General features: G+C 47.5%; 12 protein-coding genes and 1 pseudogene. 10 read left to right on the top strand and 3 right to left on the bottom strand.

Annotation, left to right across the window (positions count from 1 at the left end; all coding sequences use genetic code 11):
* Complete coding sequence (locus DW892_RS03665) at positions 1-1,218, top strand: Coenzyme F420 hydrogenase/dehydrogenase, beta subunit C-terminal domain (protein ID WP_117765763.1); 1,218 nt, start codon at positions 1-3, stop codon at positions 1,216-1,218.
* Between the two features lie 228 nt (positions 1,219-1,446).
* Here the strand turns inward: DW892_RS03665 and DW892_RS03660 are convergent.
* A pseudogene (locus DW892_RS03660) lies at positions 1,447-1,734 on the bottom strand (transposase); the annotation flags it as partial.
* Between the two features lie 654 nt (positions 1,735-2,388).
* Between DW892_RS03660 and DW892_RS03650 the strand changes: the two are divergent.
* Together DW892_RS03650 and DW892_RS03645 are read left to right on the top strand one after the other, a co-directional pair.
* Positions 2,389-3,387 carry a hypothetical protein gene (locus DW892_RS03650; RefSeq protein ID WP_117765757.1) on the top strand — a complete coding sequence of 333 codons (999 nt, stop codon included), beginning with the start codon at positions 2,389-2,391 and terminating at the stop codon, positions 3,385-3,387.
* A 78-nt stretch (positions 3,388-3,465) separates the two neighbouring features.
* On the top strand, positions 3,466-3,996 hold the full coding sequence (locus tag DW892_RS03645; protein ID WP_117765755.1) for a hypothetical protein: 531 nt from the start codon (positions 3,466-3,468) through the stop codon (positions 3,994-3,996).
* Positions 3,997-4,366: 370 nt separating this feature from the next.
* On the opposite strand, the gene DW892_RS03640 is transcribed toward DW892_RS03645, so the two are convergent.
* Together DW892_RS03640 and DW892_RS03635 are read right to left on the bottom strand one after the other, a co-directional pair.
* A complete protein-coding gene (locus DW892_RS03640; protein ID WP_117765753.1) occupies positions 4,367-5,551 on the bottom strand; it encodes an AAA family ATPase in 1,185 nt (394 codons plus the stop codon).
* A gap of 3 nt (positions 5,552-5,554) precedes the next feature.
* Positions 5,555-6,427, bottom strand: coding sequence for a hypothetical protein (locus DW892_RS03635; protein ID WP_117765751.1), 873 nt, complete (start codon positions 6,425-6,427; stop codon positions 5,555-5,557).
* Between the two features lie 301 nt (positions 6,428-6,728).
* Between DW892_RS03635 and DW892_RS03630 the strand changes: the two genes are divergently transcribed.
* The 7 genes from DW892_RS03630 (at position 6,729) to DW892_RS03605 (ending at position 12,133) form a co-directional block, all read left to right on the top strand.
* Complete coding sequence (locus DW892_RS03630) at positions 6,729-7,397, top strand: hypothetical protein (protein ID WP_117765749.1); 669 nt, start codon at positions 6,729-6,731, stop codon at positions 7,395-7,397.
* Positions 7,398-7,833: 436 nt separating this feature from the next.
* A complete protein-coding gene (locus tag DW892_RS03625) occupies positions 7,834-8,280 on the top strand; it encodes a hypothetical protein (protein WP_147349840.1) in 447 nt (148 codons plus the stop codon).
* Positions 8,273-9,319, top strand: coding sequence for a hypothetical protein (locus DW892_RS03620; RefSeq protein ID WP_117765745.1), 1,047 nt, complete (start codon positions 8,273-8,275; stop codon positions 9,317-9,319). Before DW892_RS03625 ends, DW892_RS03620 begins: the two co-directional genes overlap by 8 nt.
* A 59-nt stretch (positions 9,320-9,378) precedes the next feature.
* Positions 9,379-9,828 (top strand): hypothetical protein, encoded by a 450-nt coding sequence (locus DW892_RS10290; RefSeq protein WP_147349839.1) that lies wholly within the window; start codon positions 9,379-9,381, stop codon positions 9,826-9,828.
* Between the two features lie 29 nt (positions 9,829-9,857).
* Positions 9,858-9,992, top strand: coding sequence for a hypothetical protein (locus DW892_RS10625; protein ID WP_255415162.1), 135 nt, complete (start codon positions 9,858-9,860; stop codon positions 9,990-9,992).
* Between the two features lie 29 nt (positions 9,993-10,021).
* Positions 10,022-10,921 carry a DUF4238 domain-containing protein gene (locus DW892_RS03610; protein ID WP_117765741.1) on the top strand — a complete coding sequence of 300 codons (900 nt, stop codon included), beginning with the start codon at positions 10,022-10,024 and terminating at the stop codon, positions 10,919-10,921.
* A 312-nt stretch (positions 10,922-11,233) separates the two neighbouring features.
* Positions 11,234-12,133, top strand: a complete 900-nt coding sequence (locus DW892_RS03605; RefSeq protein ID WP_117765739.1) for an Abi family protein — start codon at positions 11,234-11,236, stop codon at positions 12,131-12,133.
* Positions 12,134-13,497 lie beyond the last annotated feature (1,364 nt).

Here is a 13,497-nt window from a genome sequence, read left to right as displayed (position 1 = left end):
GTGTGTAATGTAGAGACAATTGGTTTACCAGCTTCAGATAATTGCCTTGGTTGCTCGGCATGCGTGGCAGCGTGCGCTAGGGGAGCCTTGAATCTCGAACAGGATGAGCGCGGCTTCTATCGGCCGGCGGTTGATGATGGGCTATGCGTTGGTTGCGGCGCTTGCTCTAGGGCATGTCCCGTTGTTGGTTCGCCAACCTCACGACACAGGCCTTTAAAGACGATGGCTGCCTGGGACAAGGATCGGGGCCGTCGTTTGGCCGCAACATCTGGCGGTATGTTTATGCTTCTTGCTGATGCCTTTGTGCGTCAAGGCGGCTGGGTGTGCGGTGCGGTCATGAATGAAGATATGATTGTTGAGCACATTGTCTCTAACGATATTGATGTCATCGCCAAGATGCGCGGTTCGAAGTATGTTCAGAGTCGTATTGATGCGGCCCTGTCAGACTGTCTTGATTTGCTTAAACGCGGTGAGAGGGTTCTGTTTTCCGGAACTTCCTGCCAGGTCGATGCGATGCGCAGATTGGCGCGCGGCCGACTTTCCGCGAATCTTATGACGGTAGATGTTCTTTGCCATGGCGCTCCGTCTCCCAGGGTTTGGGGCGACTATGTTTCTTATCGTGAGAGGGAGGCTGGAAGTAAGGCTGTTTCTGCGCGATTTAGGAAGAAAGATCCTTCGTGGACAGTATTCAGCCTTGAAATGCTGTTTGAAAACGGGGATAGACGTTCTTGGTGCACTGTGGACGACTATTATCTCCGAGCTTTCCTCGGTGATTACATTACGCAAAATGCTTGCCATTCGTGTCCCTATACGGGGACTGACCGATTGAGCGATATCACGCTCGCAGATTTCTGGGGCTACGTTTCGGAGTCGCGCGCTGATAGAAATACCGAAGACGGTATTAGCCTTGTTCTTGTTAATTCTGATGCTGGAATGGGTTTGCTTAAATCCGTTGACGGTGTCCACTTGATTGACAAAGAGCTTGGCGAGGCGGTTAAGGGCAATCCCCCTTTGAGGACGGTGTTTCCCGCAAATGGCAGGTCCGATGAGTTTTGGGCTGATTATGAGAAAGGCGGTTTCGATTCTGTTCTTGACGAGTATTTGGGACCGCGTGCTTCTAGTAAAAAGCATCAGCTTAGTCTCTGGTTCAATGATCATGCCTATTTCTTCCCGGGTCCGCTGCGCCGCGCATTGGTAAGCGCGAGGGGTGGAAAATAGCCAGGTGGCTATTTGCTTATGGGACATGTATCGTGTCGGTTTGAGGGGTATTGGCGAAGGCCGGTGCCCCTTTTTAGTCGCGATGGCTCTAAAAGTCTTTGGCTTTCCGCTATACGGATCCTGCTATTTAAAAGTCGTCAAACGGTATACCTGCATTGTTTGCGCATGAAATGATGCCGTCAAGATTCTTTCGCAAATTGATTTAGCCGTCTTCGGCCCCGCCCTCTTCTAGCCCTCCGCCTTTTCCTTCAGCTCGTCCATCTCCTCCAGTTTGGACATGTCCAGGTACCTTCTCTTGCCCCACTCGTGCTCCACTATGTACTTCAGCCTCGCAGTGACCAGCATGAGGGCCGAGTTGCCGTCCGGGAAGGTCCCGGCGATCCTTGTCCTCCTCCTGATCTTGCGGTTTATGCGCTCGATCCCGTTGTTCATTCTGATTTGGCGCCAGTGCTCGGGCGGGAACTCCGTGTAGGCCAGTGTCTCGACGAACCCGTCGCGCACCGTCCTCGCGGCCGCTCCGAAGGGCTTCGGCACGCTGAGATCAACTACCCCGGCGCCCGTGACGATCCATCTCGCGTACTAGCCGCTGTGGTAGGTCTTCCGGCCCGCCGTCCTTTTATAGCGCTCGGCCCGATAAGCTCGGACGCTCCTCGTTGAGCAGCGCGTCGAGCGCCCCCTCGTCTACCGATGCGATGTTCGCAGACGCGGCCCGTGCCCCCTTTCGTCGGTGATTTGTTGTTTAGCCGCTAAAAATCAAATGACAGGGCGCGCGCCGTGTTCCGCTATGCGGTTGTCAATTTGCGAAAGTAATTTTGCGTCACCGCTGTGTTCCAAACAGTTCGATCATCGGGCTACCGTTTGGCGGAAAATAATAGGCTGATGCGCTCTTCTAAAGTGTCGGGGAGTAATATTGTTTCAGGCGTTCACTGCCTGGTGCATGACGTTAGCGTCCACTTGTTGACCATTGAATTTGGTCGACTGATTATTGGGGGTTGTCATGTCGCTAAACAATAGAGCTATACAAAATGCCGGAAGTAATAAGTTGGTTGTCGGCTCGTCCGATTGATTGAACAGATTGTCACACTGTTTTCTTTCGAATTGTTGGCTCGGCATGCTTGTGCCTTTGAGAGACGCGTTACTCATATTGTTTGTTTTGCGCTAGGAGAGATAATGGCTGATAAAGATCCCAGCACTAGAGAGTCCCGATTTTATGCTAATCATCCGGTAATTTTCGGCATCTTGTTTGCAATAATACCGTGCCTCCTGTCGGCGTATCTTGGCGATTTGCATGGTCAGTCTGCTATGGTCGGCGAGTTGTCTAAGCGCTTTGATTCCGTAGAAGAAAGCATGAGCCTTAACGAGGCTCTTGAAAGCGCGTATAGAGATTATGCTAACGCCGAGGCGGAACTCAATGCCCTCAAGGATGAGGAAGCGGGCAAGCAGGTTCTTGCTGACGCTACCGCTGCCTGGGATTCCGGTAAACTTGAGGAAGCCTTGACTTCGCTGTCAAAGGCTTCTAAGAAATCTGGAGACTGCGCTGTTGCATTTGCTGAATACTCGTCTACTTACACTGAAGAGGTTTTAGCCAAGGCTAACGAGCTGGTCTCATCTAAAAAGTATGATGATGCAAAAAGCGTTTTGAAGGCTGCTTCGAAGATTGTGAAAGATCCGGCAAGAATCAATGACCTATTGGATGAGCTCGAAGGCGTTTCTGAAGTGGCGCTGACCTCTCTTACGGTTGCTTCTTCCAGCCGTTTTGAGTTGATTGAAGGCTCTCAAAAAGACACTGCTGGCAATAGTTATTCAAGTGACGACACTTGGGTTGGTCGTCCTAATAGTGCTGATTCTCCTTCGGTTATATCATTTTATATCGGCAAGAAGTACCGTTCGTTGAATGGCAAAATTGCTGTTGAATACGTAGAGGACACGAGCATCTTGAAGGACTATGAGGCGAGACTCGAACTAAGGGGCTCTGTCGATGGGTCCGATTCAAAAGTAATTTGGCAAAAGGACCACATTACGATGAATACCGCACCTACTGACATTCCGTCGAATGAAATTGATCTATCTGATTTCGATTGGCTTGAGTTCAGGGTTTACTCCACTAAGGGATATACCGGTACTGGTATTCCGGTTTTGCTTAGTAACGTCAAGCTGATTAAAGAGTGAGTGGCCGCTTTGCTTGACTTTGTTTAACGGTGTATTTATAGGGCTGTCAATAAACGATTTCGGGGAAGATCGCGCATTATGACTGTCCTCTATACTGGCATTCAGGCGTTTTGCGCCGCTGTCACACTTTGTCTAACGATATTTGTTGTTTGGCGCGACACAAGGCATATGAATACAGATGACAAGCGCTTGAAAACGGCCGAGAAGTTAGCGCAGCCATCTTCGATTGCTGCGTGGCTTGAAAGAGCGCCTACGGGCGATACGTGTATCGTAATTCGCAACGACAGCGATCTTCCCGTATATGAGGTAGTTGCGACAATTGTCGTCACCTATGGAGCGGGCTGCGGCAAGGGGGAGGATTTGGAATCCTCGTACCAATACAGGAAGATACTCGACTTGATTCCTCCGGGACTTCATTCGGTATCTATTGATATGGGCGGCTTCTACGGAATGCATCGACATCCGCTGGTCGAGATTGCTTTTGTGTGTGCAAAGGGAAAATTCTGGGTCCGTCGGGGAGATGGCGCTCTTGATGAACTCGATGTTTCGCCGTTTACCCACTATGAACTTGGTCTTCCCATTGTTTTTGATTCGATTTCGCCATATTAATAGTTATTGGTGCCGTTAGTTTTTTTGCAAATTGACTTAATTGTTCCGGTTGCGAATAGGCCTTCGTCCTTCCGCAGGACTGAGCAAGTTTGCAGCGTTGCGAGTTGAACCCATTGCCCTGCTTGGCGCCCATCTTCCGTAGCGCCGCGCCCATAATCTCCTGTAGGTTATCGTGACTCTCGTTCACCTTAATGGTTCTCCTATTGCCGGTGCGTTAGCTTTGCCGGCATGGTGGCGGCGGGAAAGCGCAGCGGGCATTATTCGGTGACCTAAATTGGTCAAAGCGTTTGGCTATTAGTGACTAAAATCGCCTGGCGCTAACATGCGCGTGGGCACTAGGACCGGCACGGGAGCTAGCGCCTATTTGTTGTCAGCAGTTACCATTGTTTTGCTCTGCTATATAGTCCGCGAACCATTTTCGTGCGTTATTCTTCAGGACACGGATGTTCTCCTCGTTTGCGATGTCGATCTCCTGGAGTGCCCGCTTAGCGATAGTATTCGGCTCTTCGACAGATTCGTCGATACTTGAACGGTATTTCTCGGCGACCGAGGTTATGTACCTGCTTACGAAAGTCTTTTTCTCCTTATCGTTCAGGGGCTTGAAATTCACCTTGAGATTGAATCGCGAGAGCAGTTCCGGTGGGAACTTGCCATGTACCTCGGTCCTTGGCGTGTTCGAGGTGAAAACTATGGTATAGCCATTGAGGTCGTGTTCCTCGCCTTGGGAATCTGTGAATTTGCCGTTCTCAAGCAGGTCGAGGAAGAAGCTCCATACTGCTGAATCCCCCTTTTCGAACTCGTCGATGAGGATAACGCCTGAGTTGCTTCGCTCTATCTTCATTGTGAGCTCACCTTCTTCGCTGCCCATATAGCCACGCGGGCTGCCGATGAGCGAATTGAGCGAGTCCTTGCTGCTGTAGTTGCCAAAGTTGACCTTAGGTAGTGGTTCTCCCGGGGCGAGAAGTTTACTGAGAATCCTTGCGGTCTCGGTCTTGCCCACACCGGAGGGTCCGATCAGGAATAGGGAGAGAATCGGCTGCTCGCCGATACTGTTAAACAGCCTGAATATCTCGACCTGTTTGCGGAATTCACCTTTGAATAGTTCCTGTCCGATGAGGTCGCATGCGAACTGGTCGAGCAATTCTTTTGCCTCTGAGTCGTCAAGGTCTATCAGACGCTTCGGCTTCTCTTCACAGAGCACGGCTTGGTCCTCACTATTATTCTCGATATCACAAGGCTGTACGGCGTCAAATATAGTGCGCATCTCGTAGGCGTATTTGTTTGCCGCCGTTTCGTCGGCGACAAACACAGTGCTTTTGGGCATTTGATAGAGAAGGGCTTCAAATGTTGCGACTATGCCTGCTTTGCCGCCGGAAGAATCGGGCAGGGATATAAGCGACGAGATATCGACTGCCATACTACGCTCTCCAGCTTGCTGTGCAATTTCTGCAGTGCTGGTAAGTGATAACGCTGAGGTATAGTCGTATCCTTCGTTTTTAAGCCTGTCCTTTAGACGGGCGAACTGGTCTCTCCTGTATGTAGTTAAGTTTAGCATGTCTTATTCGCTCTTTTTATTGACCGCCTGAATGATGGCGATGACATCGATATAGATAGCTTCGGTCGCCTCTTCTTCTTTGATCGAATCGCCTGCACGTACTTTGGCTGATCCGTCTATGAAGCCGTCGTTCACTGGTTCAGCTGTCTTGCCCTTTGTTTGAAAAAATTCGTACGAGCTACGAAGGTCCGCTGGACGAACTTTCCCTTTACAAATTCCGATGATGCCGACCTTGCCGATAAGGAGGTCATCGACTGAGTAACCGCTTTCAAAAAGATTCGTTCCATCGATGGGGATTTTCACGATAATGTTGCTGCTAATAACGCTATTAGCGCCCTCGATTTTCCCGATGAGTTTGAATGACGTGCCCGACTTAATGAAGGACTGGAATAGGTGTCCCACATCGAGGCCGCCGGCCTCCGGGATTGTAATCCCATCGAACGTTCCCGACATGATCGTAATGAGGGTGCGCACTTCGTCCTCGTTGAGCAGTGAGAGGCTTACATTATCGATGTAGACGAGGTCGCCCTCTTTACGCTCATTTTCGTCAAATCTAAGGCAGTATCCCTTGATTTCAGCAAGCATTCGGCTCTTGGTGTTGATGTACTCGAGCGTATCTATCAGCTTTGTTCGTTTCTCGTGTCCCAGGTTTGCGTCCACGTCCCCAGAAAACTTCGAAAAGAGCGGGACCTTTCCTTCTCCTTTTACATGGAGCTCGGCATTGCCTGAAGCGGCCTTATCTTCTTCGCTTGTGGCCTCTTTCCAAATCTTGTTGTTTAGCAGCATGCGCATCTCATAAACCTTGGAATGGTTCATGTAGTAAACCGTAAAGAGGTCTTTGATTTCGGCTTCATTTGACATGGCGTTCCAATCCATTTGATTCGTACGTCTGTTCTATCAATTATACCTAAGGGCACGGTGTCTTGAAGATGAGCGGTGACTTGAAGCTGGGAAAGACCCAGCCACCTTCGATTGCTGCATGTTCCGAAAGGGGTTAATCGGCGTGGTACGTACTGCGAACTGTACATATCAACCGATTTCATTTTGGCTGCAATTAAATAGTGAATCATGTGACATAGTTTGATGGACTTAAATTGCCTTAGCCCCTCCGTCATGCGAGTTAAATGACTACGGTGGAGTAGAATTGTTTTAATTAGTGACTTTATGGCGGTGTGATATGGATCTATCAGGAATACTCTCGCAAGCAGGTTTTGCTTTCCAGATGAAAGTGTTTCTGAAGCAGGTGACAGAGTTAAACCCTAATACAGTTGCCAGCTATGAATATCTTGATGACATCTCAGCTTCTACCAGCCTTGATGAATTAAGCGGGCGGATTGGACTTTGTGAATCTCGGCTTATTCAGGTAAAAAATACCAATGTTGCTAAACGAGATGTTGTCCAAATTTATACGAACTGGATTCTTGCCGTTAGCAAGCACGAGTCGATTTCTTCCTTTTGGCTTCTTTATTCGGATGATAAAAGCCTTTCCGTACATTTTGATGCCATTACCGCCAATCAATTTATTGAGGGTCTTGATGAAAGGGCTAAAAAGTCCAGTAGGTCAAATGCCGCGAAGCTAAAGGCCTCTTTAGATGATGACGACATTGTCAGACTCTTTTCTTGTGTCAAAGAGAAGGCGAGTGCTTACGCCATTAACGAGAATGCAATTAATTCCGAGATTAGGGATAATCTTTCAAGTATTTTTCACCTTACTTCGAACGTTGATTTATTTGATGAGCGAGTTGCTGAGTTGAGGAGAAGGATTCAGTTTAATGTGTCCGAAGCGATGCTAAAAGCAATTCCTTATAAAATCGACTATGAGTCATTTATGCAGCTTTGCGAGTAGATATGCGCAAAAATTTCTTCAAAACGATTTGAGCCAGATTACTCAGCATGGATGGCTGCCGCTGATGACGATTTGCTTGAGGCCAGGGAGTCATCGCGTGAATATCGACAACTGCACTCTTGTCGGAAAGATGCTTCATTTATTACGCAACATCTGTATTTCTGTGAATACTATCGCTCTATAAATTATGAGAGACTTGCAAAGTGTCAGGCTGACACTGTTGCTAGTTTGGAAAGCGCTACATTTAATAACTTTTGCGATTCGTGTAACCTGCTAAAGCTTGATGGCAAAGACGATCCAATGCGACGGCTAATAGAAACTAAGCGCTGCCAAAATAGCTATGCGGATAACGATCATGAAAAATGGGGATCTTGCATTTGGCTTACGAGGGAAGAAACACCTACTGAGAAAAAAATTTCATGGAAAGACGAAACCAATGACTAGCTATTCAAAGGATCTTTTTCTTCGCCAAAGAGCAATAGTGGTCAGTATTTATCTTGACTATTTGCTTGCCATTCTTTCTTGCGCTGACAGCATGAGCGTTACTAAATTGTTGGTTTTAATGTTCTTGTCGAAATCAATCGAATCTCATGGGAGCGGGCTGTTGAACGGCAGGCATTTAAAGAATCTAGTCGAGAGAGCTACCTGCGCGGTTTCTGGTGGTTATGAGTCGTTCTTATATGAACTTCAATACTCAGTTGAAGCCATTGAGATAGCCGCTGAAGGCGGTTTTATTGCTATTGAAGATGCTTTCGTCTGCCTCAGTAACGAAGGACGAGCACAGGGCTGCAGAGTTAACAATTCGTTTATTCCAAAATTGATAAGTGAAGTTGCTTCCCTGGACGATAAATATGTTCTGTCGGAGATGATTCGTAATGTTTAGCATTGAGTGCTTGGAACTAATCTCTTGTTCTGGGGAGTCGTTTAGATACTCCTTTTCGAGCGGCGTTAATTACATTCAGGGTCCTAATAGCTCTGGAAAAACCGAATTTTACAATTTTCTCGACTATATGCTCGGGGCTGAGAAGAAGAAGCTATCCGAGTCGCCTTGGTTCAAGGGGTCGTTACAGGCGGCCAAGATGCAGATCTCTTTAAATGGCCATGGTTTTTCCTTGTATCGCGATTTGGCTGGCGATGAGTTTGGACTAGTAATAGATGGAATACCTTACAAGGTATCTGATCTCGCGGAATATAGAAATTACCTCAATACGTTGTTTCTGGAATCGGCGGATGACCCTACCAACCTCTCTGAATATGTCGGCCAAGAGCTGACATATAGGACTTTTACCTTATTTTGTTTTCTTAATGAAGTGACGGTCGGCCGAATTAATGGCTTCTTCAGCAAGCTTCTCGAAACTAAATATCGGGTTAAGCAGAGACCCTTATTTGATTATCTGTTTAGCACCAACCCAGATCGAATCGTGTTCCTTCAGCGCAGGATAGCGGAACTTAGCAAGCGAGCTCGCGAGCTAGAATCTCAACGTGACTTTTTCAATCACTATTTAGAAGCAGTTAATCAAGAGCTGGCCAAGCTCGGAATCGTCGAACGTTTCGATGGCAGGAATGTTGCTGTCGTATCTGAATTAATTGAGACGGCTGCTGTTTCCATTGAACTTAATTCTTCTTCTAGCTTGATGGCAAACGATGTTGTTGAGGCAGATCAGCTAAGAAACGATATCAAGGCTCAGAAACAAATGATTCGCGAGCTTAAGGGGACAAAGGCTCAGGATGAGAAACGGTATCGCCTTCTGGACAGGTTGAACTCGCTGATTGCTGACGATGGTTCTAGAGCAGATCTTTTGGGTCAAACTTGCAATTTACTTGGTGAAATTGAAACGGCGATACCCCGAAAAGACCTTGATTTCAACAGGAATTACTTGCTCGCAAAGAGAGCAGGCTGGCTCAACTTGAAGCCAAGTTAACAGCTGCAAACGTGGTGTTTAATCCATTAGACTTTAATGAAAAAAGCAAGGCTGTTTTGGTGGCAAATGAGTATTTATCCCGGTATTCGGCGCTCTGCAAGCCTGATGATCTTGAAGATGTAAAAACGGATATTTCTCGTCTAAAACGGGAGCTGCTTAAACTTAAGCATTCTGATGACAATGCTTCTATTAATTCCATTTCTGATACCGTAACCGATTTGTATCACTCGGCTTCTCAGGTGTCCTCCTTTGTTGAATCTGATTTTAAGCAACTTGATTTTCATATCAAGTTTCAAAAGGAAGGAGTGGGGCTTCAGCCCACCTTTTCCGAAAGGGACGATAGCGTTGATTTGTTTACTGGAAGTCGTGCTCGTCACTCGTTGATGCAGATCTGCGGTTACTTTGCATTCATGCATTACTTGCTTCCAAAGCGTAACATTCCACTTGCCCCTTGCTTGTATTTGACCATGTTTCGTCGCCATTTGATAAGGAAAGCCGTGGGGCGATAGGAACAATCATTTCGAAGTTTTATTCACTTGTGGATAAAGTTGATGTCCAATCATTTCTGTTTGAAACGGAAGATCCTGATGCCTTGGGAATCGTTCCTGATAAGTATATTTCTCTTGTTTCAGACTTCCGTACTGGTTTCAACCCCTTTTATGTAGCAGGCTAAAGCAATCTGATTTTGGTGGAGGTGTAAATGTGCCTGGGGTTAAGAATCAGCACTACGTGCCGCGTTTTTATCTCAAATCGTTTACCGATGACTTGGGCTACCTTAGTGTTGTGAGGCGCGATGCTGGCGGATTGAAGCCCGCTTTCCGATCAAAGCCCGAAAATGTTTGTGCAGAAAAATACCTCTATGAGGTCAAACGACGTGTGTCCCAGGGCAATGATGGATTCATCGAGAAGGGCGCCATCGAAGATACTCTTGGGAAAATCGAGAACAGTCTTGCACCTACCTACCGATTGTTGCTCAGTTGCCTTGATTCCGGAAAACTGCCAAAAGGTGAAGAGTGCGTTGCGCTGATTTCTCGACTGGCATTTTTGCTTGCATCGCTTATTGCGAGGCACCCTAAATGGTTGAGCAAGGTGAGGGGTGACGTCGGCGCTCACTCCGTCGAATTGTTGTCGAGCGCCTTTTTCTCTGACAAAGACATTTCTCAAATGGATTTGGCTGGCTACAGGAATGAATTTGAAGCCATTGTCGAGCTTGCTTGTCTGGATACAGCGCTGTTCAGGTTCGATAAAGGCGCGCCAATGTATGATTTACTTGTCTTATTGCTCGACATGGATTGCCTGTTTTATATAGCGCCAGAAGGCTCTGAGTTTATAACCTCGTCACTTCCTGTGCATGCTGAGTGGAAGGACGAGAGTGATGAAAATCCTTGCGGCGTTTACTTCCCGTTGAGCCCTCGGTACGCAGTCGTATTTAGACAAAGACTGGAAGAGGAACGTTGTGTCTCTACTACTCGTATGTCTTCCATTGAAGTCGATTCATTTAATCGTATTCTGATGAACGGTGACGGGTTGTGGGAGTTTCTGATTGCAAAAGATCGCCTTTACTTAGAACGACTAATTGGGCAATATCAGCCCGGGTTTTAGGTTGCGGAGTCTTATGTTTGACTAGATAGTCGCTTACGCTCGAAAAATTCTGTCACATGTTAACGAGGAGGCGGCTCTGTATGAATCTTAGCAGTTGCCGCTAGCTCGGCGTTCTGGCCCCGGTCAATGGTTGATTCATGAACGATTTAACCGAACATAGAATGTAATTCCTGTATGCACCGCATTAGCGATTAATTTAGGGTACTATACCAGTAGTGATGCAGTCGTCGTGGACTCTAAGTGAGGCGATGACAAAGAAGGGTCGTTGTCCGGAGTATTCCGGCAACGGCCCTTTGATTTTAGGAGCTTGTTTTGGCAAAAGAGTTTAAGACTTTCGCTCCACTAATTGAACTCCTAGAGAGCCGTGGGGTGGCGACTGATGCAACCACGGTAGATTGCCTGAGACGTGAAAGCTATTACGCAGTTATAAACGGCTACAAAGGCCCTTTTCTTGATAAAAATGCTGCGCAGTCCTCGTTAGATGATGTTTTTAGAGAGGGCACTTCATTCAAGAACATCTACGATCTCTTTTTGTTCGATAGAGAACTTAGACAACTTACATTTTCCTATCTTGCAAGAGCAGAGGCCGTACTTAAGAACGCCGTTGTATATTCGTTTTGCAATGAATACCGTGCTGCAGATGCCTACCTGGATCGTTCTAATTATGTTGCGTCTAGTGATTTGCTCGTGCCTAAGGCGTTTCGAGGCAATAAGGGTTACCAGCACTCGAAGAATCTTGCTGAACTGCTAAAACTGCTGAATGATAAGGTATCAAACGAGCAGCGTATGCGCCCATTTGTGAGGCATTATTTGAATAAATGCGGTGCAGTGCCCTTGTGGGTTCTTCAGAATGATCTGACATTTGGCAATATCTCACACTTCTATCAGCTTCAAAAACGCGGCGTGCAAAATGCTGCCTGCAAGTTGGTCAGCCAAACCGCAAATAGAAATCACAGGCTCGAGCCGGTAATGCTGCTTCGCGTCATTCAAGTTCTATCTGGCTTTAGGAATATTTGCGCGCATGACGAGCGGCTCTATTGTGCGGTCGTAAGAGGGGCAAGGTTTTCCGATATGTACTCCCTGCTCTGCCGTGTTCTGCCTGACGACGAGACGAAAGCGATGCTCGATGATTTAGGTGAGCTTGTTGTATCTTATCGTGGGCTAATTGCACAAGATGTTTTATACAGCGTGTTTAAAGAGATGAACATCTAAGTGTAGAGAAAGCTTCAATAACGCTGATGGTAATTGGACCGCCGCATCCACGGTGTTTGTTCTGCTAGGAATAGCGATTCTCGGTGCTGTACATCTCTACGAGATGGTGTAGCATACCTAGTAATCATACAAAAACTCTGAGGGAGCTTTAAGGGCGACGCTTTCGACAAGAGAGTGTTGTCCTTTTTTTCTTGTATGTACTGTTCGGCGTGCTTGTCTTCCGATGTAGAAACCGCTCAAAGCAGCCATATCGCACGATGCCGATCCAGCCATCGGCGCACCTGAGCTCCTCGATTAATCGCCCGGTAATCACGACAGTGCTGGCAACGATGTCGCTCTCTCACACTGTGTGCATGCAGTAGATCGGTAAGAGCCAGTTGACGTAGATGCTCATCCCGTATGCTAAAGACGCTTCCAATGGATTGCCCTGCTCGTCGGGTAGATTATGATAATAGCCAGCTGCGTTCATGCAGATTCGCGAAAGATAATGACTGCTCTCTTAAATTGAATTGACCCCTTGGAACCCGGGCGATAGAGTAAATGAGCGGTATTGACGTAGTCAACCTACGGGCCTACGTCCTGCGGAGAGGCGGCTGTTCTGCTGGATGGCCGCCTCTCTTCATTGCGCTCATGATGAGAAACTATATTGCGCTGAGGCTGGCGGACGTAAAAACGTTAATGACGTCCTGATGGCTGTTGGACCCATAGACAAACAAAGGCTATCGACTAGAATATAGGCAATTGCGGTGTAAGCCTTCGGGCGACACCTGAAGAGGGTTGATGCGTCGGCCCTCTTTTTGTTCGGATGTAAGATTTGGCCTGTCAAAACTTACATCTCGGTTGGGGAAAGACGTAGTTGCGGGTGTTTTTCTGCTCACATGTAACTTTACTGACGCATTGCTGCTCAGCCTTAATTCGCTGCGGCTTGCCGGTAAAGGATTGACTGAGATTGGGTTTTTCCTTAATGTTCCTACTGTGATGAGGCCTTGCGACGGTACGTCCGGCTTGGTCCGTGGAAACCGCCGAAAGGCGGTTTTTGCGTTTAAGGGGCTGTTTTCCGAGGGGCATTTGTCACGTTTTCGCTTTGGGACAGTGGGTTTTTTTATCGCTATTTTCGGAAGAGAGGGGAAAACCGGAAACCTCCGAGCACAAACGGATTTTCGGCAACAAAACCGCACGTCTCGGAAGCCTAAAACAGGGGTCTGGTCGGCAGATCTCGGTTTTTCACCGCACTTCTGGAATCGTCCGTCGGAAGTATGCGGCAAATTTCGGAACCCTCAAGCACACCGCCCTTTTCATGAACAGAAACCGCAGGTAGACGCGTTAACACTATCCAGCGTGGTCGGCATCTCTAGAATTTGCCG

It is taken from the genome of Collinsella sp. AM40-7AC (assembly GCF_003468125.1).
In the GTDB taxonomy this organism is placed as follows: domain Bacteria; phylum Actinomycetota; class Coriobacteriia; order Coriobacteriales; family Coriobacteriaceae; genus Collinsella; species Collinsella aerofaciens_O.
The sequence above is the reverse complement of the archived record's forward strand: the minus strand, read 5'-3'. Positions and strand labels throughout refer to the sequence as shown.

Bases quoted from the DNA above. Each gene is read 5' to 3' on its own strand.
- DW892_RS03630 (WP_117765749.1), top strand. From the start codon at position 6,729: ATGGATCTATCAGGAATACTCTCGCAAGCAGGTTTTGCTTTCCAGATG.
- DW892_RS03625 (WP_147349840.1), top strand. From the start codon at position 7,834: ATGACTAGCTATTCAAAGGATCTTTTTCTTCGCCAAAGAGCAATAGTG.
- DW892_RS03640 (WP_117765753.1), bottom strand. From the start codon at position 5,551: ATGCTAAACTTAACTACATACAGGAGAGACCAGTTCGCCCGTCTAAAG.
- DW892_RS03645 (WP_117765755.1), top strand. From the start codon at position 3,466: ATGACTGTCCTCTATACTGGCATTCAGGCGTTTTGCGCCGCTGTCACA.
- DW892_RS03635 (WP_117765751.1), bottom strand. From the start codon at position 6,427: ATGGATTGGAACGCCATGTCAAATGAAGCCGAAATCAAAGACCTCTTT.
- DW892_RS03650 (WP_117765757.1), top strand. From the start codon at position 2,389: ATGGCTGATAAAGATCCCAGCACTAGAGAGTCCCGATTTTATGCTAAT.
- DW892_RS03620 (WP_117765745.1), top strand. From the start codon at position 8,273: ATGTTTAGCATTGAGTGCTTGGAACTAATCTCTTGTTCTGGGGAGTCG.